We start from the raw sequence: 18,202 nt of genomic DNA, 5'->3' as shown, positions 1-18,202 counted from the left end.
CCGGGCGGACGCGTGTTCCCGGGGTGCCCGACGCCTCCCCGAAGCACTGAATCGGTGCTTCAATACTTCCATGGCCTACCGTCGCACCCCCGCCGTGCAAGCCCGCCTGGACGCCCAGCGCGAGGCGGTGCTCCAGGCCGCGGTCGGCCTGCTCGCGGAGCGCGGCTACGGCGGCTGCAGCATGGCCGCCGTGGCGGAGCGGGCCGGTATCGCCACCGGCTCGATGTACGGGCACTTCGCCAACAAGGCCGAGCTCTCGGTCGAGCTCTTCCGCCGGGTGGTCACCCGGGAGGTGGCCGCCGTGCACGACGCCGTCGCCCGCCACGACACCCCCCGGGACCGGATCGCGGCCGTCGTGGAGACCTTCGCCGCCCGCGCCCTGCGCGCGCCGCGGCTCGCCCACGCGCTGCTGGTCGAACCGGCGGACACCGTGGTGGACGCCGAGCGCCTGGTCTTCCGCCGCACCTTCCGCGACGTGCTCGCCGCCGAGATCGCCGCCGCCCTCGCCGCCGGCCGGCTGCCGCCCCAGGACCCGCAGCTGACCGCCGCCGCGATCGTCGGCGCGACCGCCGAGGCCCTCACCGGCCCGCTCGCCGCGGTACCCCCGCCCGGCCCCGGGGCCGCTCCCGACGCCGTGGTCCCCGCCCTCGTCTCCTTCACCCTCCGAGCGCTTGGAGAACGCGATGACAGCGACGCATGAGGTCACCAACCAGGTCCCGCTCCCGTACGGCCACGACACCGCCGCCGACCCCGCGCTGCTCGCCGCCCTGCACCGGGCCGGCGCCGGCTGGGCCGAGCCCGAACTGCGCGCCCTCGGCCGGCTGGCCGGCTCCGAGCAGGCCGCCGAGTGGGGACGGCTGGCCAACGAGCACCTGCCGGTGCTGCGCACCCACGACCGCTTCGGCCACCGGATCGACGAGGTCGAGTTCCACCCGTACTGGCACGAGCTGATGCGCACCGCCGTCGGCCACGGCCTGCACGCCGCGCCGTGGCGCGACGACCGGCCCGGCGCGCACACCGCCCGCGCCGCCAAGTTCCACGTCTGGAGCCAGGTCGAGGCCGGCCACACCTGCCCCGTCTCGATGACCTACGCCGCCGTTCCCGCGCTGCGCGTGACCCCGGAGCTGGCGGCCGAGTTCGAACCGCTGCTCGCCGCCACCGAGTACGACTTCGGGCTGCGCGAGCCGCACGGCAAGCGCGGGCTGATCGCCGGCATGTCGATGACCGAGAAGCAGGGCGGTTCGGACGTCCGCGCCAACACCACCACCGCCGTGCCGCAGCCCGACGGGAGCTACCGGCTCACCGGCCACAAGTGGTTCACCTCGGCGCCGATGTCCGACCTCTTCCTCACCCTGGCCCAGGCGCCGGGCGGGCTCAGCTGCTTCCTGCTGCCGCGCGTCCTGCCGGACGGCAGCCGCAACCGGCTCCGCCTCCAGCGGCTCAAGGACAAGCTCGGCAACAAGTCCAACGCCTCCGCCGAGATCGAGTACGAGGAGGCGTACGGCCGGCTGGTCGGGGAGGAGGGGCGCGGGGTGCGGACCATCATCGAGATGGTCAACACGACCCGACTGGACTGCACGATCGGCGCCGCCGCCGGGATGCGGCTCGGGGCCACCCGGGCGGTCCAGCACGCCCTGCACCGCCGGGCGTTCGGCCGGGCGCTGGTCGACCAGCCGTTGATGCGCAACGTGCTCGCCGACCTCGTGGTGGAGTCCGAGGCGGCCACCACCGTGGCGATGCGGCTCGCCCAGGCCACCGACGCCGCCCTCGCCGGGGACGACCAGGAGGCACTGGTCCGCCGGCTCGGCCTGGCCGTCGCCAAGTACTGGGTCTGCAAGCGCGGTCCGGCGCACGCCGCCGAGGCCCTGGAGTGCCTGGGCGGCAACGGCTACGTCGAGGAGTCCGGCATGCCCCGGCTCTACCGGGAGGCGCCGCTGGTCTCGATCTGGGAGGGCTCCGGCAACGTCGCCGCCCTGGACGCGCTGCGCGCCATGGCCAAGCACCCGGAGACCGTCGACGCCTTCCTCGGCGAGCTGGACGCGGCCGCGGGCGCCGACCGCAGGCTCGACGCGGCCGTGGCCGGACTGCGCAAGCAGCTCACAGACCTCGACCGACTGGAGTACCGCACCCGTCGGCTGGTGGAGGCGATGGCGCTGGCCTTCCAGGGCTCGTTGCTGGTCCGGTACGGGGACCCGGCGGTCGCGGACGCCTTCTGCGCCTCCCGGCTCGGCGGCGACCACGGCGCCGCGTTCGGCACCCTTCCGCCCGGTCCGGACGTCGCGGCGATCATCGACCGCGCCCGGCCGGTGCCGGCCGCATGAGCGGGCCCGGCCCCGACCCCACGGCCGAGGCGGCCGGGGTGCGCGCCTTCTGGCGGCACCTCGGCCTGCCCGGACTGATCGACGTCCATACACACTTCATGCCGAAGAACGTGCTCGACAAGGTGTGGGCGTACTTCGACGCCGCCGGTCCGCTGACCGGCCGCCCCTGGCCGATCGCCTACCGCGAGGCGGAGGAGCAACGCGTCGCCAGGCTGCGGGAGTTCGGCGTCCGGGCGTTCACCGCGATGCTCTACCCGCACAAGCCGGGGATGGCCGAGTGGCTGAACGCCTGGGCCGCCGACTTCGCCGCCCGCACCCCCGGCTGCCTGCACACCGCGACCTTCCACCCGGAGCCGGGCGCGTCCGGCTATGTGGCCCGGGCGCTCGCGGACGGTGCCCGGGTGTTCAAGGCGCACCTCCAGGTCGGCGGCTACGACCCGGCGGACCGGCTGCTCGACGAGGTCTGGGGGCTGCTCGCGGAGAGCGGCACGCCGGTGGTCACCCACTGCGGTTCCGGGCCCGTCCCGGGCAAGCACACCGGCCCCGGCCCGATCGGCGCGGTGCTCGCCCGGCACCCCCGGCTGGTCCTGGTGGTGGCCCATCTCGGCCTGCCCGAGTACACCGACTTCCTCGACCTCGCCGAGCGGTACCCCGGCGTCCGGCTGGACACCACCATGGCGTTCACCGACTTCTCCGAGCGGGAGACCCCCTTCCCGCCCGCCGAACTGCCCCGGCTGCGCGCCCTCGGGGACAAGGTCCTGCTCGGCAGCGACTTCCCCAACATCCCCTACCGGTACGGGCATCAGCTGGACGCGCTGGACCGGCTCGGGCTGGGGGAGGACTGGCTGCGCGCCGTCTGCCACGACAACGCGGCCGCCCTGTTCGACATCTGACGATCAGTCAAGATCGTTCAACAGGGGGAGGGCCTGCCGGTGGAGGCCCGGCGCGGCGGCCAGGAAGCCGTCCGCGGCGGGCGTCCACGCGGCCCCGGCGGTGTCCGTGACCGCCGCGCCCGCCTCCGTCGCGACCAGTGCGCCGGGCAGCAGATTGGGCGCGTCCGCGCCGAACTCCCAGAACAGGCCCAGGTGTCCGGAGCCGACCTGGGCCACCTGGAGCGAGGTCGGCCCCAGATTGCGGACGGCCAGCACCGCGCCCGCCACCGCCGACAGCGAGGCGCCCGCCCGGCGCAGTGCCACCGGATCGGCGGCAACTGTCGGCGGCTGGCTGGTCCCGGCCACCGTCGCCACCAACTCCCTTTCCACGGTGGCGATCGGCCGCCCGTCCAGCTCCGCCCCGCCGCCGCGCACCGCCCGGTAGGTGCGGCCGCCGAGCTGCGGCGCGTGCACCACCGCCAGCACCGCCGCGCCGTCGCGCACCAGGGTCGCGGTCACCGCCCACTGCGGCAGCCCGAGCAGGAACTGCACCGCGCCGTCCATGGCGTCGCACATCCACCACTCGCCCCCGGCCGGCACCGTGCCGTCGAACTCGTCCGCCACCCAGCCCGCCTCCGGGCGCAACGCGCCCAACCGCGCCCGGAGTTCGGCGGTCGCCGGGCCGTCGAACCCGGCGAACCGCGCCATCGCCCCGGCCAGGCCGGAATCCGGGCAGGGCTCGGCCGGTCGGCGCTCGGCCAGCCGAGCGCCGACCTCCCGGACCGCCGCCTCCACGGCCAGCAGCAGCGTCCGCAGTTCCCGCACCTCGATGTCGCCCATGGTCCCGCTCCCGTTCCTCGTGGTCGTGTGGTCAAGGAGTACCGTCGGAGCGCCCGGACAGGACGTCCGGTGCGGGACGGACGACGGAGATCGGACACCATGGATGTCGCTGCTGCTGATCCGGACACCGTGCTGGACACCCTGGACCGCCGGCTGGTCTGCGCGCTCCAGGTGAACGGCCGGGTCGGGGCCGGGAGGATCGCCGAGGTGCTCGGCGTCTCCCCGCGCACAGTCACCCGCCGACTGGTCCGGCTCCAGCAGACCGGTCTGGTCCGGGTGGCCCGGATGCCCGACGTCGAGGACGCGGCGGTCGGGGCGCTGCTGCTGCGGGTCCGGGTGCTGCGGGGCAAGGGCGACGCCGTCGCCCGGGCGCTGGCCGAACGGCCGGACGTGCCGTTCGTCGACGTCATGCTCGGCGGTCAGGAGGTCGGCGCGGTGATGCTCGCCGGGGCCGGTGCCCGCGACCGACTGCTGCACGGGCAGTTGCCCGCCACCGCCGCGGTCACCGAGACCACCGTTCACGCCGTGCTGCACGCGTTCGCGGACGCCGGCCAGTGGCGCTCCGGCCACTTGGAGGAGACGGAGGCGGCCGCGCTCGCCGAGCCCCGACCCGCCCGCACCGCGCCCGGGAGCGTGCCGCTGGACGCGCTGGACCGCGAGCTGCTGGCACGGCTCGGCGAGGACGCCCGGCAGTCGCACGCGATGCTGGCGGCGGCGGCCGGCACCCCCGAGTCCACCGTCCGACGCCGGCTGCACCGGCTGGACGGGGCCGGGCTGCTGCGCACCCATGTCGCCGTCGACCCGCGGCTGTTGGGGCTCGCCGTGGACGCCAACCTGTGGCTGGACGTGCCGCCGGGCCGGCTCGCGGCCGTCGGCGCGGCGCTGGGCCGTCACCCGCAGGTGCACGGTGTGTTCGCGACCAGCGGGCCGGCCAATCTGATGGCCGCGGTGTTCTGCCCGGACCACGGCGGCCTCTACCGGTTCGTCACGGACACCCTGGGCCCGCTCGGGGTGGACCGCGCCGAGACGGCGATCGTCGCGCGGGCGGTCAAGCGCGCGGGTGTGCCGCTGCGGGCGCCGGGCGCGGCGGCGGCCCGGACCCGGTCGTCCCGGACCTGACCCCCGGTCGCGTCCGGGCCCGACCCCCCCGGTCGTCCCGGACCTGACCCCCGGTCGCGTCCCGGCCCGACCCCCTGTCGTCCCAGGGGCCCGACTCCGCCCCCGGGGCATGACCTCGGAGGTAATCGACGGCCGCGCGGCCGCCCGGCACAGTGGTGCTCACCCGGTGGCGGACCGCCGACCGGGGCCCCACCCCACCCCGGAGGTCGATCCGCCATGTCCGCCCACACCGTCGCCACCGCCCCCCGCACCGCGCCCGCCTCCTGGCGGTCCCTGCGCCGGTTCCTCGCCCTCGACGCCGTGGTCAGCGGCGGCAACGGCCTGGCCTACCTCGCCTTCGCCGGACCGCTCGGCGATCTGCTGGGCGTGGGCCGCTCCACCCTGCTGGAACTCGGCGCCGTGCTGGCGGTGTTCGGCCTGGCGGTCGGACTGCTGGCCGCCCGTCCGCGGCCGCCGCGGCTCGCGGTGCGGGCGGTGATCGACATCAACCTGGCCTGGACGGCGCTGAGCGTGGTGGCGATGGAGCTGTGGTTCGAGCCGACCACCGCCGGCTACGTCTGGATCCCGATGCAGGCCGCGACCGTGGCCGGCTTCGCCGTCCTCCAGTTCACCACCCTGCGCCGCCTTCCCGCCTGACGACCTGACCGCCGGACCGCCAGTACGGCCGACCACGGGTACGGCCGACCACCGGGATGCCGGAACGCAGGACCGGCGGGGCGCGCGACAGGCGCCACCGCCGGGGCGGTCCGCTACTCCTCCGGTCCGACGGCGGCCCGGAGGAAGGCGGCCGTCTCCGCGTCGGCCGGGAGGAACGCCTCCAGGGCGAGTTCGGAGACGGTCACGTCCATCGGCGTGTTGAAGGTGGTGATCGTCGACAGGAACGACAGCACCCGCCCCTCGAACGCGATCCGCATCGGGAGCGCGAACGGGAACAGCTCGGTCAGGTCCTCCTCGACCTCCTCCGCCGTGCCCGCCGGCTCCGGGTAGGCCCGGACCTCCTCCAGCAGCGCCCGCAGCGGCTCCGAGCGGACCAGCCCGATCTGCCGCTCCATCCGCTCCAGCAGGTGCCGCCGCCACTGCCGCAGGTTCACGATCCGCGGCGCGACCCCCTCCGGGTGCAGGGTGATGCGCATCGCGTTGAGCGGCGGCTCCAGCAGGTGCGGGGCCACTCCGGAGAGCAGCAGGCCGAGCGCGCAGTTGGCCGCGAGCACCTGGAAGGTCCCGTCGACGACCAGCGCGGGGTGCGGGTCGTGCGCGGCGAGCAGTCGTTCCATGCCCGAGCGCAGGGCCGCCATCGACGGGTCGTCCAGGCGCTTCTCCGGGTAGCGCGGCGCGTAGCCCGCGGCCAGCAGCAGCGCGTTGCGCTCCCGGACCGGGACGTCGAGGTGTTCGGCGAGCCGGAGCACCAGGTCCTGGCTGGGCCGGGAGCGGCCGTTCTCGACGAAGCTGATGTGCCGGGCCGAGGAGTCGGCTCGCAGGGCGAGCTGCAGTTGGCTGAGCCGCCGCCGTTCCCGCCAGCCGCGCAGCAGCGGCCCTATTCCCGTCCCGGTGCCGGGCCCCATCCCCGCCATGATCGTCATGGCCGGACAGTACTACCGCGGGCGCCGGGGCGTCAGGCGCCGGTGGTCGATCCCGGCCGGACGATCATCAGCACCACGACGACCGCCCAGAGCAGGTTGAACACGCCCGCGGTCATCGGCAGCAGTTTCAGCCCGCGGACGGCCCTGCCGTGCGCCTCCGCCCCGGGCTCCAGGGCGAGGGCGTCGACCGCGGCCTGCTGCGCGGGCAGCACGAACAGCAGCAGCGAGAGGGCGGCGACGGCGGTCAGCACCATCGAGGCGATCAGCCAGGACTGCCCGAGCACGTCCATCACCTGGGCGAGCCCGATGCCGAGGATCGGTACCGCGATCCCGAGCAGCGCGTAGACCTGGGTGATCCGGTGCAGCTGCCGCAGCATGCCGGCGTCGGCCGCCCGCTCGGGCCCGCCGGCCAGCGCGGCGCCCGCCCGGCGCGGGAACATGCTGACGGCCACGGCCACCGGGCCGATGAACAGCACCGAGGCGAGGACGTGCAGGCTCAGCAGGAACTTGGCCATGGCGGCACCCTTGTGATCCAACGGGGCGGCCCGGCGGCGGTCACGGCGCGGGCACGCCGGGGCGGACGGTTCTCAGCGCCCCGTCCAGGACGCTAACACCGCTTATCCGACCGGCATCCACCCAGGTCGGAGCTACAGCGCGGCCAGCTCCACCACGCGCGGCGGCAGCTCGCAGACCGCCGCGGCGGCCGCGCCCTGCGACTCGTCGGCCCAGTCCAGCAGCTCCAGGTCCTCGAACCGCCCGAGCAGCGGGCGGCCGTCGGGCAGGTCGAGCGGGAGCGCGGAGAGGTCGACGGCGGCGAGGCCGTCCAGGGTGGTCCGGCCGACCTTGATCAGCGCCTCCTTGCGGACCCAGAGCCGCAGGAAGGCCCGGGCCGGGTCGGCGTGCGCCCGGACCTGCCGTAGCTCCTCCGCGGCGAGCACCCGGGGGGCGACGTCGAGCAGGGTGCCGCCACGGTCGGTGAGCTCGACGTCGACGCCGATCGGGCGGTGCGCGGCGGCGGCGGCGACCACGCCCTTGGTGTGCGAGAGGCTGACCGAGATCCCGGGGTGGTCGGGCAGGTAGGGCTTGCCGTGGTCGCCCTTGCCGCAGTCGGGGCAGTGCTGCGCGAGCGTCAGCGAGGCCGCCGGGACGCCGAGCAGCCGGGCCGCGCAGAACCGGACCAGGACGTGCCCGGCGGTGAAGTCGACCCGCCCCGACTCGTACCGGAAGCGGGCGGCGCGCTCCCGCTCGACCTCGGTGAGCAGGTGCTCCCCGGCCCCGGGGTGGCGCAGCACGTCGGCGCTCGCGGCGACGGTGGCGATCGCGTCGGCGGTCTTGTCCACGGAAGTCATGCCCCCAACCTAGCGGGGCCGGGTCCGGGCCGGGAGGACACGGTCGGTTCGTCCGGGCGGGGGATTTTCGGATCGATGCTGACGGTCTGTAGGGTGCTGATAGTCCGATTTGGTATCGGATGTTCTGAATCTCGGGATTCTCTGGAAAACGACCAAGATGGTCGTGGATCGACTGAAATGTGGCAGGTGCTGCTCCACCTGCCTTTTCTCTGTGCGGAGGAATGTGCCGATGGATCAGGGTCAGGGAACCGGTGTGCCGGGTCGCGCAAGGGCCACCGCGGAGCGTCCGCCGTCCCCCAGGGGGCGGACCGTCCGGGTGGCGGTGGCGACCGCCGTCGCGGTGCTGCCGTTGGCGGCGGTGCTGACGGTGGGTTCGGCCGCGCCGCTGACCCCGCCGCTGGGGCCGTGCAGCGGACCCAACTGTCCCTCCGAATGGCCGCCGCCGAACAACGGTGACTTCAAGGGGCAGGACGCCAGCATCACCGTCTTCACCGGTGGTGACTACCTGGTCGCCGGTCGGGCGGCCGAGGCCGAGGGCAAGATCGTCACCCTCGGGGACTTCACGATCGACAAGAGCGAGGGTGGCGGCGCCTTCAACGCGGGCGTGGTCGGTGTCGGCTCGCGGGTGGTCCCGCCGAACGGCAGCGACTTCATGACGGTGGGCGGCAATGTCACCGTCCAGCCCGGCAACAGCCTGCTGATCGGGGGCAGTGACTCCCGGGTCCAGGCGTTCGGCAACCTGCGGTACGCGGGCACGCTCACCGGCACCGTCTCGATCGACCCGACCGGCCAGGCGATCAAGGATCCCGACGCCGCCGCGCCGTACCAGTCGGTGCTCACGCAGATCGAGGAGGTCTCGGCCTGTGTCGGCCGGGCCGCCGCCACCGGCACCGTCGCCCTCACCAGCAGCGAGGCGACCTTCACCGGCGACGGGACCAGCGCGAAGCAGGTCTTCAATGTCACCGGGAACCTCGCCTCGCCCTCCGGCGGGCAGATCGGACTGGTCTTCGCCAACATCCCGGCCGGCGCCACCGTCGTGGTCAACATGCTGTCGGCGGACCCGGTGATCAACACCTACACCGGTACCGGCATCCCCGGCGACCAGACCACCGAGATGCGCTCCAAGCTGATGTGGAACTTCCCCACGTCCACCGCCGCGCAGATCCTCGGCAGCGCGCAGTTCCAGGGGTCGGTGATGGCGGGCAATCCGGCCGGCACCACGACCATCACCATGCCGGGCATCAACGGCCGGGTCTACCTGGCCGGCAACCTGATCCAGAACGGCAACGGCGGCTACGAGATCCACAGCTACCCGTTCGACGGTGACCTGCCCGACTGCGAGGTGACGCCGAGCCCGTCGCCGACCTCCCCGTCGCCCTCGCCGACCTCGCCCAGCCCGACCCCGACCTCCCCGTCGCCGACCCCGACCTCCACCTCGCCGTCGCCGACCTCGCCCAGCCCGACCACCGCGACGCCCACGCCGACGCCGACCACCACCTCGGCCGTCCCGACCACGCCGACCGCCTCGCCCAGCTCCTCCAGCGCGGCGCCCACCAGCCACGGCCCGTCGAGCCACGGTCCGAGCAGTCACCACCCGGCGCCCACCCACGGCGGCGGGGGCGGCCAGCTGCCCTCGACCGGCGCGGGCAACGCCCCGGTCGTCCTCGGCCTGGCCGGTGCGGGCCTGCTCGCTCTCGGCGGTCTCGCCGTCCTGGCCGCCCGTCGTCGCGGCCGCCACAGCTGACGACACCCCCGCGGTGCCCCCTCGGGCCGCCCGGTCGCTCCGACCGGGCGGCCCCCGGCATGTCGGGGCCCGGGGTCAGCCCCCGGGGCGGCCCGGCCAGCCGTCGAGGCCCGCCGTCAGCAGGCCGAAGGCCGCCGTCACCGCGGCCACGACCCCGGCCCGGACGGTGTCCACCGGCTCGCCCGCCACCATGCCCCGGCGGACCTCCGCCAGTGCCGCCCGGTGCGCCCCGGCCAGCGCGCCCGCCACCAGCCGGGGCAGCGGATCGCCGGGCGCCGTGCCGGCCTCCTCGGCCAGGGCCCCGGCCAGCGCCTCCTCGGCGCGCTCGCCGAGGTCCAGCAGTCGGGCCCGGAGCGCGGGACTGTCCTCGATCGTCCGCCAGAACACCGCGGCCCGCGGGTCCAGTCCGTACGTCGGCTCGGTCGCGTCCAGTCCGGCCAGCAGCTCGGCCCGGACGGCGTCCACGGGGGAGGTGCCGGGCGGCCGCTCGCGCACGACCAGGGCCAGCCGGTCGACCACCTCCTCCTGCCGGTCGAAGAAGAGGTCCTCCTTGGTCGGGAAGTAGTTGAAGACCGTGTTGACGGCCACGCCCGCGGCCCGGGCCACCTCGGCCACCGTGACCCGCTCGAACCCGTGCTCGGCGAACAGTGCGGTCGCGGTGTCGGCGAGCAGGGTCCGGGTCTGCCGCTTCTTCTCCTCGCGAAGTCCCATGCAGGAATCATAGTGCCGCACCAAACTTGCAGTGACACCAATAATTTCGGCTACGGTGGGGCCATGACCTTCACCTTCGGCGTCTATCCCGGCGGCCTGCTCGGCGACGGGAGCGGCGTGATCACCCCCGTCCGCCCGGACGACCCGGCCCGGATCACCGCCGCGCTGCGCGAACTCCAGGGCACCGCGCCGACCCTGCTGGTCCGGGCCTACCGCTCGTACCCACCGGGCCCGGACCTGCCGCCCGCCCCGGCCGACCCGGAGCGGTACCTCGGCGAGGGGCGCCGGCTCGACCTGGTGCTCCAGTACCGCGGCCCCGGCGACCGGCCGGACGGCTGGACCGACTTCGTCCGGCACGCGGTCCGCACCGGGGGCGAGCGGATCGGCACCCTGCAGATCTGCGAGGAGCCGAACGTCGACTCGCCGGTGCTCGACGGCTCCGCCCCCGGTGTCCTGCGGGCGCTGGTCGACGGGGTGGTCGCGGCCAAGGAGGAGGCGCGCGCCCTCGGTCTCGGCCTCGCCGTGGGGTTCAACGCGGCTTTCAGCCCGGACCCGGCCGAGCCGTTCTGGTCCGAGCTCGCCGGGCTCGCCGACGAGCGGTTCCACCGCGCGCTCGACTACGTCGGCCTGGACTTCTTCCCGGACGTCTTCCGCCCGGTCCCCGCCGGGCGGCTCGGGGCGGCGGTCACGGCGGTGCTCACCGGCTACCGGAGGGAGACCGTGGTCCGGGCCGGGATCGGGGCCGCGGTGCCGGTCAGGGTGTGCGAACACGGCTGGCCGACCGGCCCGGACCGCCCCGAGCGGCGGCAGGCCGAGGTGGTCGAGGAGGTGGTCCGGACGGTCGCCGGGCTCGCCGGGGAGCTGAACCTCACCGGCTACAGCCACTTCGGCCTGCGCGACGCGGACAGCGCGGGGCCGGGACTCTTCCACCGCTTCGGCCTGCTCCGTGACGACTACGCCCCCAAGCCGGCGTTCGCCGTCTACGGCCGGCTGGTCCGGGAGCTGACGGCGCTCTGACGGCGACGGCCCCGCACCCGGGCTCCGGGAGCGGGGCCGTCGATCCGTCGGCTCAGCGCCCGTCCGCCCGCCGCCCGTCGTCGGCGAGCCCGTCGAAGAAGCGTTCCGCCGTGCGCCGCTCGGAGGCGACACCGGCCACCGACTCGCCGACCACCCGGCCGGCCAGCTCGGTGGCCAGCCGCCCGACGTCCTCCCGGAGGGCCGCCTCCGCGAACACCCGGTCCACGGCGAGTCGCGCGTCGGCCTCGCCGATCAGCAGGTCGCGTTCGCGCAGGCCCTCCTCGCGGGCGGCCGCGACGATCGCCGCACCCGCCTCGGCGGCCTCCTGCCGGATGCGCGACGCCTCGTGCCGCGCCGAGGCCAGTTCCCGCCGGTACTGCTCCATCGTCCGGTCGGCCTCGGCCATGGTGGCGGCCGCCCGCTCCAGTCGGCCCTCCGTGGCGTCGTGCCGCTCGGCGAGCACCCGCTCGACCCGCGGCAGCACCGTCCGGCCGAGCGCCCAGAACACCAGGAAGAAGAAGGCCAGTCCGACGAGCAGTTCAGCGGGCTCGGGCTTCAGCGGTCCGAGTTCCAGGTCCATCCGGCCCTCCTTTGATCTGACGATCGGTCAAAGGAGATCGTTTCCGGGGGGATCCGCGACGAACCGCCGATGCGGTGTGGGTCGCGTCACTCCCTCCGAAGGGTCAGGTCACCTCGCCGCGGCGGGAGAAGCGCTCGTCCTTCCACTCGCCGCTCCCCAGCACCTCGGCGAGGTGCCGCGCGGCGTCCCACACCTCGGTGTGCGAGAGGTAGAGCGGGGTGAAGCCGAAACGCATGAGGTCCGGCGCCCGGAAGTCCCCGATCACGCCGCGGGCGATCAGCGCCTGCACCACCGGGTAGCCGTCGGCGTGCCGCAGCGCCACCTGGCTGCCGCGCCGCCCGTGCTCGCGCGGCGTCACCACCTCGATCCCGTCGAGGTCCTCCACCAGGGCGATGAACAGATCGGTCAGCGCCAGGCTCTTCGCCCGGACGGCGGCCCGGTCGGCCCGCTCCCAGATGTCCAGCGAGGACTCCAGCGCGGCCTGGCCGAGCAGCGAGGGCGAGCTGGTGAGAAAGCGGCCGATGCCGTCCTTGGGCTCGTAGCCGGGCTCGAAGGCGAACGGGCGGGAGTGCCCGAACCAGCCGCTCAGCGGCTGCGTCGGCCCGGCCGCCAGATGGCGCCCGGCGACGTAGAGGAAGGCCGGCGAACCGGGGCCGCCGTTCAGGTACTTGTAGGTGCAGCCGACCGCGAAGTCCGCCCCGCTCGCGCCGAGTTCGACCGGCAGCGCGCCCGCCGAGTGGCAGACGTCCCAGATCATCAGTGCCCCGGCCGCCTGCACCCGGGCGGTGATCCCGGGCATGTCGAGGAGCTCGCCGGTCCGGTAGTCGACGTGCGAGAGGACGACCGCGGCGGTGTCGCCGTCCAGGTGCGCGTCCAGCTCCGCCGGGTCGACCAGCAGGCTGCGGGCGCCGGGGACCATCCCGGTCACGCCCTCGGCGATGTAGAGGTCGGTCGGGAACGCCGCGCCGTCGCCGAGCACGGTGGAGCGGCCCGGCCGCAGCCGCAGCGCCGCCGTCAGCACCTTGAAGAGGTTCACCGAGGTGGTGTCGCAGACCACCAGCTCCTCCGGCGCGGCGCCGACCAGCGGGGCGATCCGCCGGCCCAGCCGGTACGGCTGCTCGAACCAGCCCGCGTCGTTCCAGCTGCGGATCAGTTCGCGGCCCCACTCCTCCTCGACCACCGCCCGCACCCGCTCGGGGGTGCGGACCGGCAGCGCGCCGAGCGAGTTGCCGTCCAGGTAGATCACCCCCGGCGGCAGGGAGAACTCCCCGCGGAACGCCGCCAGCGGATCGGCGGCGTCCAGCGCCGCGCACTCCTCGCGCGTGATCATGCCCTGCCCTTTCCCGTTCCTCGTCCGTGGCCGCGGCGTCCTGCCCGCGGCCCGCGGGGGCCCGCGCCGTACGGCGGCCCCCCGGTTCCTGCCCGGCCGGAGCCGGTCACATCCCGTCCCGGATCTCCCACAGCTCGGGGAAGACGTCCTGCTCGGCGGAGCGGCGCAGCCAGCTCAGGCCGCTGGAGCCGCCCGAGCCGGGCTTGGCGCCCATCGCCCGCTTGACCGCCATCAGGTGGCGGTGGCGCCAGCGGGTCACCCGTTCGGCGACGTCCAGCAGGGCCTCGGCCAGCGGCCGCAGCTCGGCGTACCCGTCCTCGGCGTAGACCCGCCGCCAGGCCGCGGCGACGGCCGCGTCGCTCTGGTGGCGCCGCTCGGAGACGGTGTCCGGTACCTCCAGGCCGCGCCGGGCGAGCAGCGCGAGCGCGTCGTCGTACAGGCCGGGGGAGCGCAGCACCGCGGTCAGCTCGGCGAGCGCCGCCGGGCTGTCGTCGTACATCCGCAGCAGCGCGGCGTTCTTGTTGCCGAGCAGGAACTCCAGGTGCAGGAAGGCCGAGGACTGGAAGCCCGACGCCTCGCCGAACACCGAGCGGAAGGAGTTGAACTCCTGCGGGGTCATCGTGGCCAGCAGGTCCCAGGACTGCGTCAGCACGTCCTGGGTGTGGGTGCCCCGGCGCAGCGCGGCCAGCGCGCCCGGCAGGTCGTCCGCGCGCAGCGCCCGCTGGGCGAGCGTCCACTCGTGCCGGAGCAGGCCGAACAGCAGCTCCATCACCTGGGTGGTGACGATGAACGACACCTCGGCCGGGGCCTCGCTGAGCGGGTGCTGCAGGCTGTGCAGTTCGTCCAGCCGGGCGTAGCGCGCGTACGGCGTGCCCCGGACCGGCTCCCCGGCCGGGCCGAACGACAGGTTGGGCTTCTCCACCGTGTCGTGCCCCATACCGATCCCTCCAGAAGTCACCGGCGGCGCGACCGCCGGACGGGCCCGGGATCCGGCCCCGTCGCCCCGGTCCTTTGCCGGGGCCCCATTGTGCGGTGGCCCGGTCCCGCATTTGAATGGGCGGCGGGCACGGCAACCTCGGTCGTGCCTGTCGTACAAGAGGTGTTTTCCTGATCCTCTTCACGATCGCAAAGCGGCGGGATCCGGCCAACCGGAGGACCGCCGCACCACACCCTCGGGAGCCCGCCGTGGACACCGTCGACCGCCGTCTGCTGGCCGAGCTGCAGGCCGATGCCCGCCTCTCCTACAACGAACTCTCGCGCCGGGTGAGCCTGTCCGCACCCGCCGTGGCCGAACGGGTCCGCCGGCTGGAGGCCGACGGGGTGATCGCCGGCTACCACGCCCACGTCGACCTCACCCGGGCCGGGCTGCCGATCACCGCGTTGGTGCAGATCCAGTGCTACGGTCCGCGCTGCGTGCTGCGGGACCCGGAGGTGGCCCGGTGGCCGGAGGTGCTCCAGCTGCACCGGGTGACCGGCGGCGCCTGCTGCGCCCTGCTGGTCGCCGTCCCCGCGATGGCCGATTTCGAGGCCCTGATCGACCGCCTCGGCGCCTACGGCCAGCCCGCCAGCTCGATGATCCTCTCCAGCCCGGTGCCCTGGCGGCCGGTGGTCGTGCCGTGACCGGCGGCCGCGGCGCGACCACCACCGGCCGGGCCGCGACCGATGGACGCCGGGCGCGGACGGGGTGCCGCGCGCTATAGGTTCCTGCCCATGCCGAACGACCGTCATATCCTGCTGCTCCCGGGCAGCCTGCGGGCCGGTTCCGTCAACGAGACGGTGCTGCGCACCGCCGCCGCCGTGGCCCTGGCCACCGAGGGCGTCGCCACCACCTACTACAACGGGCTGGCCGGACTGCCGCACTTCAACCCGGACCTCGACACCGATCCGCTGCCGGAACCGGTGGTGGCGCTGCGCGAGGCCGTGGAGACCGCCGACGCGCTGCTGATCTGCGCGCCCGAGTACGCCGGGACCCTGCCGGGCACCTTCAAGAACCTGCTGGACTGGACGGTCGGCGGGATGGAGATCGTGGACAAGCCGGCCGCCTGGATCAACGCGGCCGGAACGGGTCGGGGGCTGGGCGCGGAGGAGTCGCTGCGCACGGTGCTCGGGTACACCGGGGCGGCCGTGGTGGAGGCGGCCTGTGTGCGGGTGCCGCTGGCGCGCGGGGACGTCGGCGCGGACGGGCTGGTCGCCGATCCGCTGGTGCGCGACCGGATCGCCGAGGCGCTGGTCCGGCTGGCCGCGGCGGTCTGAGCCGCCGTCCCCGGGGCACCGCCCCGGGGACCGCACCCGCCCGGCGGGCGGCTCAGTGCCCGTCGGGCAGGTGCAGGCCGAGCCCGGCCAGCCCGTTCAGGAACAGCTCGACGCCGACCGCCGCCAGCAGCAGGCCGAGCAGTCGGGAGACCACCTCCAGCGAGGTGCGGTGGGTGTACCGCAGCAGTGGGGCGAGCAGGGCGACACAGGCGTAGTTGATCAGCACCACGGCGATGTACGCACCGGCCACGGTGGTGCGCCAGCCCCAGTCGTCCTTGCTGAGCGAGGCGACCAGCACCGCGGTGACCGCGAGCGGGCTGGCCAGGTAGGGCAGCAGCAGTTCGCGGATGCCGTCCACCAGTGGGCTCGCCAGGTGCTCGTCCGTCTCGTCGGCGCCCCAGCCCAGGTGGACGCCGAAGACCAGCGCGACCGCGTAGACGAAGAAGATCAGCCCGCCGGCGAGCTGCAGCGACTGGTCGCTGATGTGGAACAGCGTGGTGACGAAGTCCGCGCTGAAGGCCATCGCCGCGCCGATGAGCGAGGAGATGAGGGTGCTCCACGCCGCGAGGCGCTGCAGTTCCCCGGTGGTCCGGGTGGTGGCCAGCCGGGCGAAGGACAGCAGGACCTTCGGCGGCCCGACCACGGCGAAGAAGGCGATGAAGGCGCTGCTCAGGTTGAAGACGAACATGGGCCAAGCATGGCCGCGACGATCACCGCCGCCCGGCCGCCACGCCCCCGGCCGGTTATTCCCGCCGCTGCCGTCATTCGCCCGAACGGCCGCGCCCGGGTCGAGTGCGTCGGCCGTTTCCGGTCCGATGGAAGCCGGACCGCCCCTCCGTCCGGCGGAGGGCTCCCGAAGGGGACTTCGACATGGCTCTGAACCGTAAGGACCTGGGTCTGCTGGCCCTGCGCGGCGCCGTCGGCGGTGTGCTGATCGCCCACGGCACCCAGAAGCTGTTCGGCTGGTTCGGCGGTGGCGGCCTGGACGGCACCGCCAAGGCGATGGAGGCGATGGGCTTCCACCCGGCGCGCCAGAGCGCCCTGGCCGCCGGTCTCGGCGAGGCGGGCGGCGGCGCGATGCTGCTGGTCGGCCTGGCCACCCCGGCGGCCGGCGCGGTGGTGGCCGGCACCATGGCCGGCGCGGTCGCGGTGCACGCCCCGGCCGGCTTCTTCGTGATGTCCGGCGGCTACGAGTACCCGGCGTTCCTCGGCGCGACCGGGCTGGCGCTGGGGCTGGCCGGTCCCGGCCGGTACTCGATCGACCACCTGACCGGGCACGCCTTCGACCAGCCGTGGGTCGGCGCCCTGGCGTTCGTGGCGAGCGCGGCCTCCGCGTACGGGGTGGTGGCCCGCCGTCGGCACGCCGTCCGGCTGGCGGAGGAGCGGGCGGCGGTGGAGGCGGAGACCCAGGACGGCTCCGGGCTCTCCTGAGCCGGACCGCGCCCCGCCCCGCCCCGCCCGGACCGCCCCGCTCCGCCCGCCCCGAGACCGCCCGGCCGGGCTCACCCGAACGCACCAGCCCTGTTGGCGAGCGTCTCCCGGCCCCCGGAACGTGGGCGGGGAGGCGCGCCGGGCTCCCGGCGCCGGCCAGAATCGAGGACCCCGATGGACCGCCAGCCGCTCCACCGCAGCGCGGCTCCGCCCCGCCGGACCGCTGTCACCTCCGCTGTCGCCACCGCCCCCACCGCTCCCACCGCCCCCACCGCTCCCGCCGTCACCGCCACCCCGGCCCCCGCCGCTTCCGCCGGCGCCCCGCGCCGGGCCGCGCCGCCGTCCCGGCCGACCGCCGGGGACCTGCGGGCCCCCGCCGTCCGGCGGCCGGGCCGCGCGGTGGCCGCGGTCGTGGGCGCCGCCCTGCTCGGCGGGGCCGCGCTGGCGGGCTGCTCCTCGGACAGTTCGGCGGGCAGCGCGGTCTCCTCGGCCGCCGGGCAGCTGGGGTCGGGCATCGCCGGAGCGGCCTCCGCCGCCGCCTCGGCCGCGAGTTCGGCGCTGGCCTCGGCGGCCGGCGGGCTCTCCTCCTCGCTGGCCTCCGCGGCCTCCTCGGCCCAGGCGGCGGCCTCCTCGGCGCTCGCCGGGGTCAAGGGCGGTCTGGACGCGAAGGCGGACATCTCGGCGGGGGCGGTGTCCTTCGCGAACGGCAAGGCCGAGGCGACGCTGACCGTCACCAACCATGAGCAGGGCAGCGCCCGGTACGTGGTCCAGGTCGACTTCACCGACGACAGCGGCAATGTGCTGGACGCGACCGCGGTGACCGTGCCGGACGTCGCGGCCGGGCAGAGCACCGAGGTGAAGGCGACCAGCCACCGGGACCTCTCGGGCTCGGTGAAGGCCGTGGTCGCCAATGCCGTCCGGTACTGACCGGACCGGACCGGGCCGGCTCCCGGTCGGCCGTCCTGCCCCGTCCACCCCCGTTGATCCCCAGGTCAGCGGGGGTGGGCCGGTTCCGGGGGAACCTTAACGGCGGCTCAAGGCTCAACATCACCCCT

General features: G+C 75.0%; 20 protein-coding genes. 11 read left to right on the top strand and 9 right to left on the bottom strand.

What is annotated here, in order from left to right; all coding sequences use genetic code 11:
- Nucleotides 1-70 precede the first annotated feature (70 nt).
- The 3 genes from ACIQ9P_RS03310 to ACIQ9P_RS03300 are packed head-to-tail and all read left to right on the top strand — an operon-like array spanning nt 71 to nt 3,214.
- Nucleotides 71-700, top strand: coding sequence for a TetR/AcrR family transcriptional regulator (locus ACIQ9P_RS03310; protein WP_402348857.1), 630 nt, complete (start codon nt 71-73; stop codon nt 698-700).
- Nucleotides 684-2,321 (top strand): acyl-CoA dehydrogenase family protein, encoded by a 1,638-nt coding sequence (locus ACIQ9P_RS03305; RefSeq protein WP_402348854.1) that lies wholly within the window; start codon nt 684-686, stop codon nt 2,319-2,321. The genes ACIQ9P_RS03310 and ACIQ9P_RS03305 overlap by 17 nt, the downstream gene beginning before the upstream one ends.
- A complete protein-coding gene (locus ACIQ9P_RS03300; RefSeq protein ID WP_402348851.1) occupies nt 2,318-3,214 on the top strand; it encodes an amidohydrolase family protein in 897 nt (298 codons plus the stop codon). Before ACIQ9P_RS03305 ends, ACIQ9P_RS03300 begins: the two co-directional genes overlap by 4 nt.
- 3 nt (nt 3,215-3,217) lie before the next feature.
- Here ACIQ9P_RS03300 and ACIQ9P_RS03295 read toward each other — a convergent pair whose 3' ends face one another.
- Nucleotides 3,218-4,033 carry an inositol monophosphatase family protein gene (locus tag ACIQ9P_RS03295; protein WP_402348848.1) on the bottom strand — a complete coding sequence of 272 codons (816 nt, stop codon included), beginning with the start codon at nt 4,031-4,033 and terminating at the stop codon, nt 3,218-3,220.
- Nucleotides 4,034-4,132: 99 nt separating this feature from the next.
- Between ACIQ9P_RS03295 and ACIQ9P_RS03290 the strand changes: the two genes are divergently transcribed.
- Complete coding sequence (locus tag ACIQ9P_RS03290) at nt 4,133-5,152, top strand: Lrp/AsnC family transcriptional regulator (protein ID WP_402348845.1); 1,020 nt, start codon at nt 4,133-4,135, stop codon at nt 5,150-5,152.
- Nucleotides 5,153-5,368: 216 nt separating this feature from the next.
- Nucleotides 5,369-5,788 (top strand): hypothetical protein, encoded by a 420-nt coding sequence (locus tag ACIQ9P_RS03285; protein ID WP_402348842.1) that lies wholly within the window; start codon nt 5,369-5,371, stop codon nt 5,786-5,788.
- A gap of 113 nt (nt 5,789-5,901) precedes the next feature.
- Here the strand turns inward: ACIQ9P_RS03285 and ACIQ9P_RS03280 are convergent, their stop codons facing one another.
- From ACIQ9P_RS03280 to ACIQ9P_RS03270, 3 genes are all read right to left on the bottom strand, one after another.
- On the bottom strand, nt 5,902-6,732 hold the full coding sequence (locus tag ACIQ9P_RS03280) for a helix-turn-helix domain-containing protein (protein WP_402348839.1): 831 nt from the start codon (nt 6,730-6,732) through the stop codon (nt 5,902-5,904).
- A gap of 32 nt (nt 6,733-6,764) precedes the next feature.
- Nucleotides 6,765-7,247 (bottom strand): DUF2269 family protein, encoded by a 483-nt coding sequence (locus ACIQ9P_RS03275; RefSeq protein WP_402348836.1) that lies wholly within the window; start codon nt 7,245-7,247, stop codon nt 6,765-6,767.
- A 132-nt stretch (nt 7,248-7,379) separates the two neighbouring features.
- Complete coding sequence (locus tag ACIQ9P_RS03270) at nt 7,380-8,081, bottom strand: 4'-phosphopantetheinyl transferase family protein (protein WP_402348834.1); 702 nt, start codon at nt 8,079-8,081, stop codon at nt 7,380-7,382.
- 316 nt (nt 8,082-8,397) lie between these two features.
- On the opposite strand from ACIQ9P_RS03270, the gene ACIQ9P_RS03265 reads away from it, so the two are divergent.
- Nucleotides 8,398-9,825, top strand: a complete 1,428-nt coding sequence (locus tag ACIQ9P_RS03265) for a choice-of-anchor A family protein (RefSeq protein WP_402348832.1) — start codon at nt 8,398-8,400, stop codon at nt 9,823-9,825.
- Between the two features lie 75 nt (nt 9,826-9,900).
- On the opposite strand, the gene ACIQ9P_RS03260 is transcribed toward ACIQ9P_RS03265, so the two are convergent.
- Nucleotides 9,901-10,536, bottom strand: coding sequence for a TetR/AcrR family transcriptional regulator (locus ACIQ9P_RS03260; RefSeq protein WP_402348830.1), 636 nt, complete (start codon nt 10,534-10,536; stop codon nt 9,901-9,903).
- 63 nt (nt 10,537-10,599) lie between these two features.
- Between ACIQ9P_RS03260 and ACIQ9P_RS03255 the strand changes: the two genes are divergently transcribed.
- Nucleotides 10,600-11,553: a hypothetical protein gene (locus ACIQ9P_RS03255; protein ID WP_402348827.1), complete on the top strand. Its 954-nt coding sequence runs from the start codon at nt 10,600-10,602 to the stop codon at nt 11,551-11,553.
- A 52-nt stretch (nt 11,554-11,605) separates the two neighbouring features.
- On the opposite strand, the gene ACIQ9P_RS03250 is transcribed toward ACIQ9P_RS03255, so the two are convergent.
- From ACIQ9P_RS03250 to ACIQ9P_RS03240, 3 genes are all read right to left on the bottom strand, one after another.
- Nucleotides 11,606-12,133, bottom strand: coding sequence for a hypothetical protein (locus ACIQ9P_RS03250; protein ID WP_402348824.1), 528 nt, complete (start codon nt 12,131-12,133; stop codon nt 11,606-11,608).
- A 103-nt stretch (nt 12,134-12,236) separates the two neighbouring features.
- On the bottom strand, nt 12,237-13,463 hold the full coding sequence (gene kynU, locus ACIQ9P_RS03245; RefSeq protein WP_402348821.1) for a kynureninase: 1,227 nt from the start codon (nt 13,461-13,463) through the stop codon (nt 12,237-12,239).
- 106 nt (nt 13,464-13,569) lie between these two features.
- Entirely contained in the window at nt 13,570-14,400 is an 831-nt protein-coding gene (locus ACIQ9P_RS03240) for a tryptophan 2,3-dioxygenase (RefSeq protein ID WP_402348818.1), read from the bottom strand.
- A gap of 248 nt (nt 14,401-14,648) precedes the next feature.
- Here ACIQ9P_RS03240 and ACIQ9P_RS03235 point away from each other — a divergent pair, with 248 nt between their 5' ends.
- The gene (locus ACIQ9P_RS03235) at nt 14,649-15,083 is read left to right on the top strand and encodes an Lrp/AsnC family transcriptional regulator (protein ID WP_030391649.1); all 435 of its coding nucleotides are present in this window, start codon (nt 14,649-14,651) and stop codon (nt 15,081-15,083) included.
- Nucleotides 15,084-15,173: 90 nt separating this feature from the next.
- Complete coding sequence (locus ACIQ9P_RS03230; protein ID WP_402348815.1) at nt 15,174-15,716, top strand: NADPH-dependent FMN reductase; 543 nt, start codon at nt 15,174-15,176, stop codon at nt 15,714-15,716.
- A 52-nt stretch (nt 15,717-15,768) separates the two neighbouring features.
- On the opposite strand, the gene ACIQ9P_RS03225 is transcribed toward ACIQ9P_RS03230, so the two are convergent.
- Nucleotides 15,769-16,404, bottom strand: coding sequence for a MarC family protein (locus ACIQ9P_RS03225; RefSeq protein WP_402348812.1), 636 nt, complete (start codon nt 16,402-16,404; stop codon nt 15,769-15,771).
- 182 nt (nt 16,405-16,586) lie between these two features.
- Between ACIQ9P_RS03225 and ACIQ9P_RS03220 the strand changes: the two genes are divergently transcribed.
- Together ACIQ9P_RS03220 and ACIQ9P_RS03215 are read left to right on the top strand one after the other, a co-directional pair.
- Nucleotides 16,587-17,147 carry a DoxX family protein gene (locus tag ACIQ9P_RS03220; protein ID WP_402348810.1) on the top strand — a complete coding sequence of 187 codons (561 nt, stop codon included), beginning with the start codon at nt 16,587-16,589 and terminating at the stop codon, nt 17,145-17,147.
- 174 nt (nt 17,148-17,321) lie between these two features.
- Entirely contained in the window at nt 17,322-18,074 is a 753-nt protein-coding gene (locus ACIQ9P_RS03215) for a hypothetical protein (RefSeq protein ID WP_402348807.1), read from the top strand.
- Nucleotides 18,075-18,202: the final 128 nt, after the last annotated feature.

This window comes from Kitasatospora sp. NPDC094019 (assembly GCF_044764505.1).
In the GTDB taxonomy this organism is placed as follows: domain Bacteria; phylum Actinomycetota; class Actinomycetes; order Streptomycetales; family Streptomycetaceae; genus Kitasatospora.
This window is presented reverse-complemented; position numbering and strand designations above follow the sequence as displayed.

What these genes read in the sequence shown, in the direction of transcription:
- ACIQ9P_RS03310 (WP_402348857.1), top strand. Translation starts at nt 71, where the DNA reads ATGGCCTACCGTCGCACCCCCGCCGTGCAAGCCCGCCTGGACGCCCAG.
- ACIQ9P_RS03305 (WP_402348854.1), top strand. Translation starts at nt 684, where the DNA reads ATGACAGCGACGCATGAGGTCACCAACCAGGTCCCGCTCCCGTACGGC.
- ACIQ9P_RS03300 (WP_402348851.1), top strand. Translation starts at nt 2,318, where the DNA reads ATGAGCGGGCCCGGCCCCGACCCCACGGCCGAGGCGGCCGGGGTGCGC.
- ACIQ9P_RS03295 (WP_402348848.1), bottom strand. Translation starts at nt 4,033, where the DNA reads ATGGGCGACATCGAGGTGCGGGAACTGCGGACGCTGCTGCTGGCCGTG.
- ACIQ9P_RS03290 (WP_402348845.1), top strand. Translation starts at nt 4,133, where the DNA reads ATGGATGTCGCTGCTGCTGATCCGGACACCGTGCTGGACACCCTGGAC.
- ACIQ9P_RS03285 (WP_402348842.1), top strand. Translation starts at nt 5,369, where the DNA reads ATGTCCGCCCACACCGTCGCCACCGCCCCCCGCACCGCGCCCGCCTCC.
- ACIQ9P_RS03280 (WP_402348839.1), bottom strand. Translation starts at nt 6,732, where the DNA reads ATGACGATCATGGCGGGGATGGGGCCCGGCACCGGGACGGGAATAGGG.
- ACIQ9P_RS03275 (WP_402348836.1), bottom strand. Translation starts at nt 7,247, where the DNA reads ATGGCCAAGTTCCTGCTGAGCCTGCACGTCCTCGCCTCGGTGCTGTTC.
- ACIQ9P_RS03270 (WP_402348834.1), bottom strand. Translation starts at nt 8,081, where the DNA reads ATGACTTCCGTGGACAAGACCGCCGACGCGATCGCCACCGTCGCCGCG.
- ACIQ9P_RS03260 (WP_402348830.1), bottom strand. Translation starts at nt 10,536, where the DNA reads ATGGGACTTCGCGAGGAGAAGAAGCGGCAGACCCGGACCCTGCTCGCC.
- ACIQ9P_RS03255 (WP_402348827.1), top strand. Translation starts at nt 10,600, where the DNA reads ATGACCTTCACCTTCGGCGTCTATCCCGGCGGCCTGCTCGGCGACGGG.
- ACIQ9P_RS03250 (WP_402348824.1), bottom strand. Translation starts at nt 12,133, where the DNA reads ATGGACCTGGAACTCGGACCGCTGAAGCCCGAGCCCGCTGAACTGCTC.
- kynU (WP_402348821.1), bottom strand. Translation starts at nt 13,463, where the DNA reads ATGATCACGCGCGAGGAGTGCGCGGCGCTGGACGCCGCCGATCCGCTG.
- ACIQ9P_RS03240 (WP_402348818.1), bottom strand. Translation starts at nt 14,400, where the DNA reads ATGGGGCACGACACGGTGGAGAAGCCCAACCTGTCGTTCGGCCCGGCC.
- ACIQ9P_RS03230 (WP_402348815.1), top strand. Translation starts at nt 15,174, where the DNA reads ATGCCGAACGACCGTCATATCCTGCTGCTCCCGGGCAGCCTGCGGGCC.
- ACIQ9P_RS03225 (WP_402348812.1), bottom strand. Translation starts at nt 16,404, where the DNA reads ATGTTCGTCTTCAACCTGAGCAGCGCCTTCATCGCCTTCTTCGCCGTG.
- ACIQ9P_RS03220 (WP_402348810.1), top strand. Translation starts at nt 16,587, where the DNA reads ATGGCTCTGAACCGTAAGGACCTGGGTCTGCTGGCCCTGCGCGGCGCC.
- ACIQ9P_RS03215 (WP_402348807.1), top strand. Translation starts at nt 17,322, where the DNA reads ATGGACCGCCAGCCGCTCCACCGCAGCGCGGCTCCGCCCCGCCGGACC.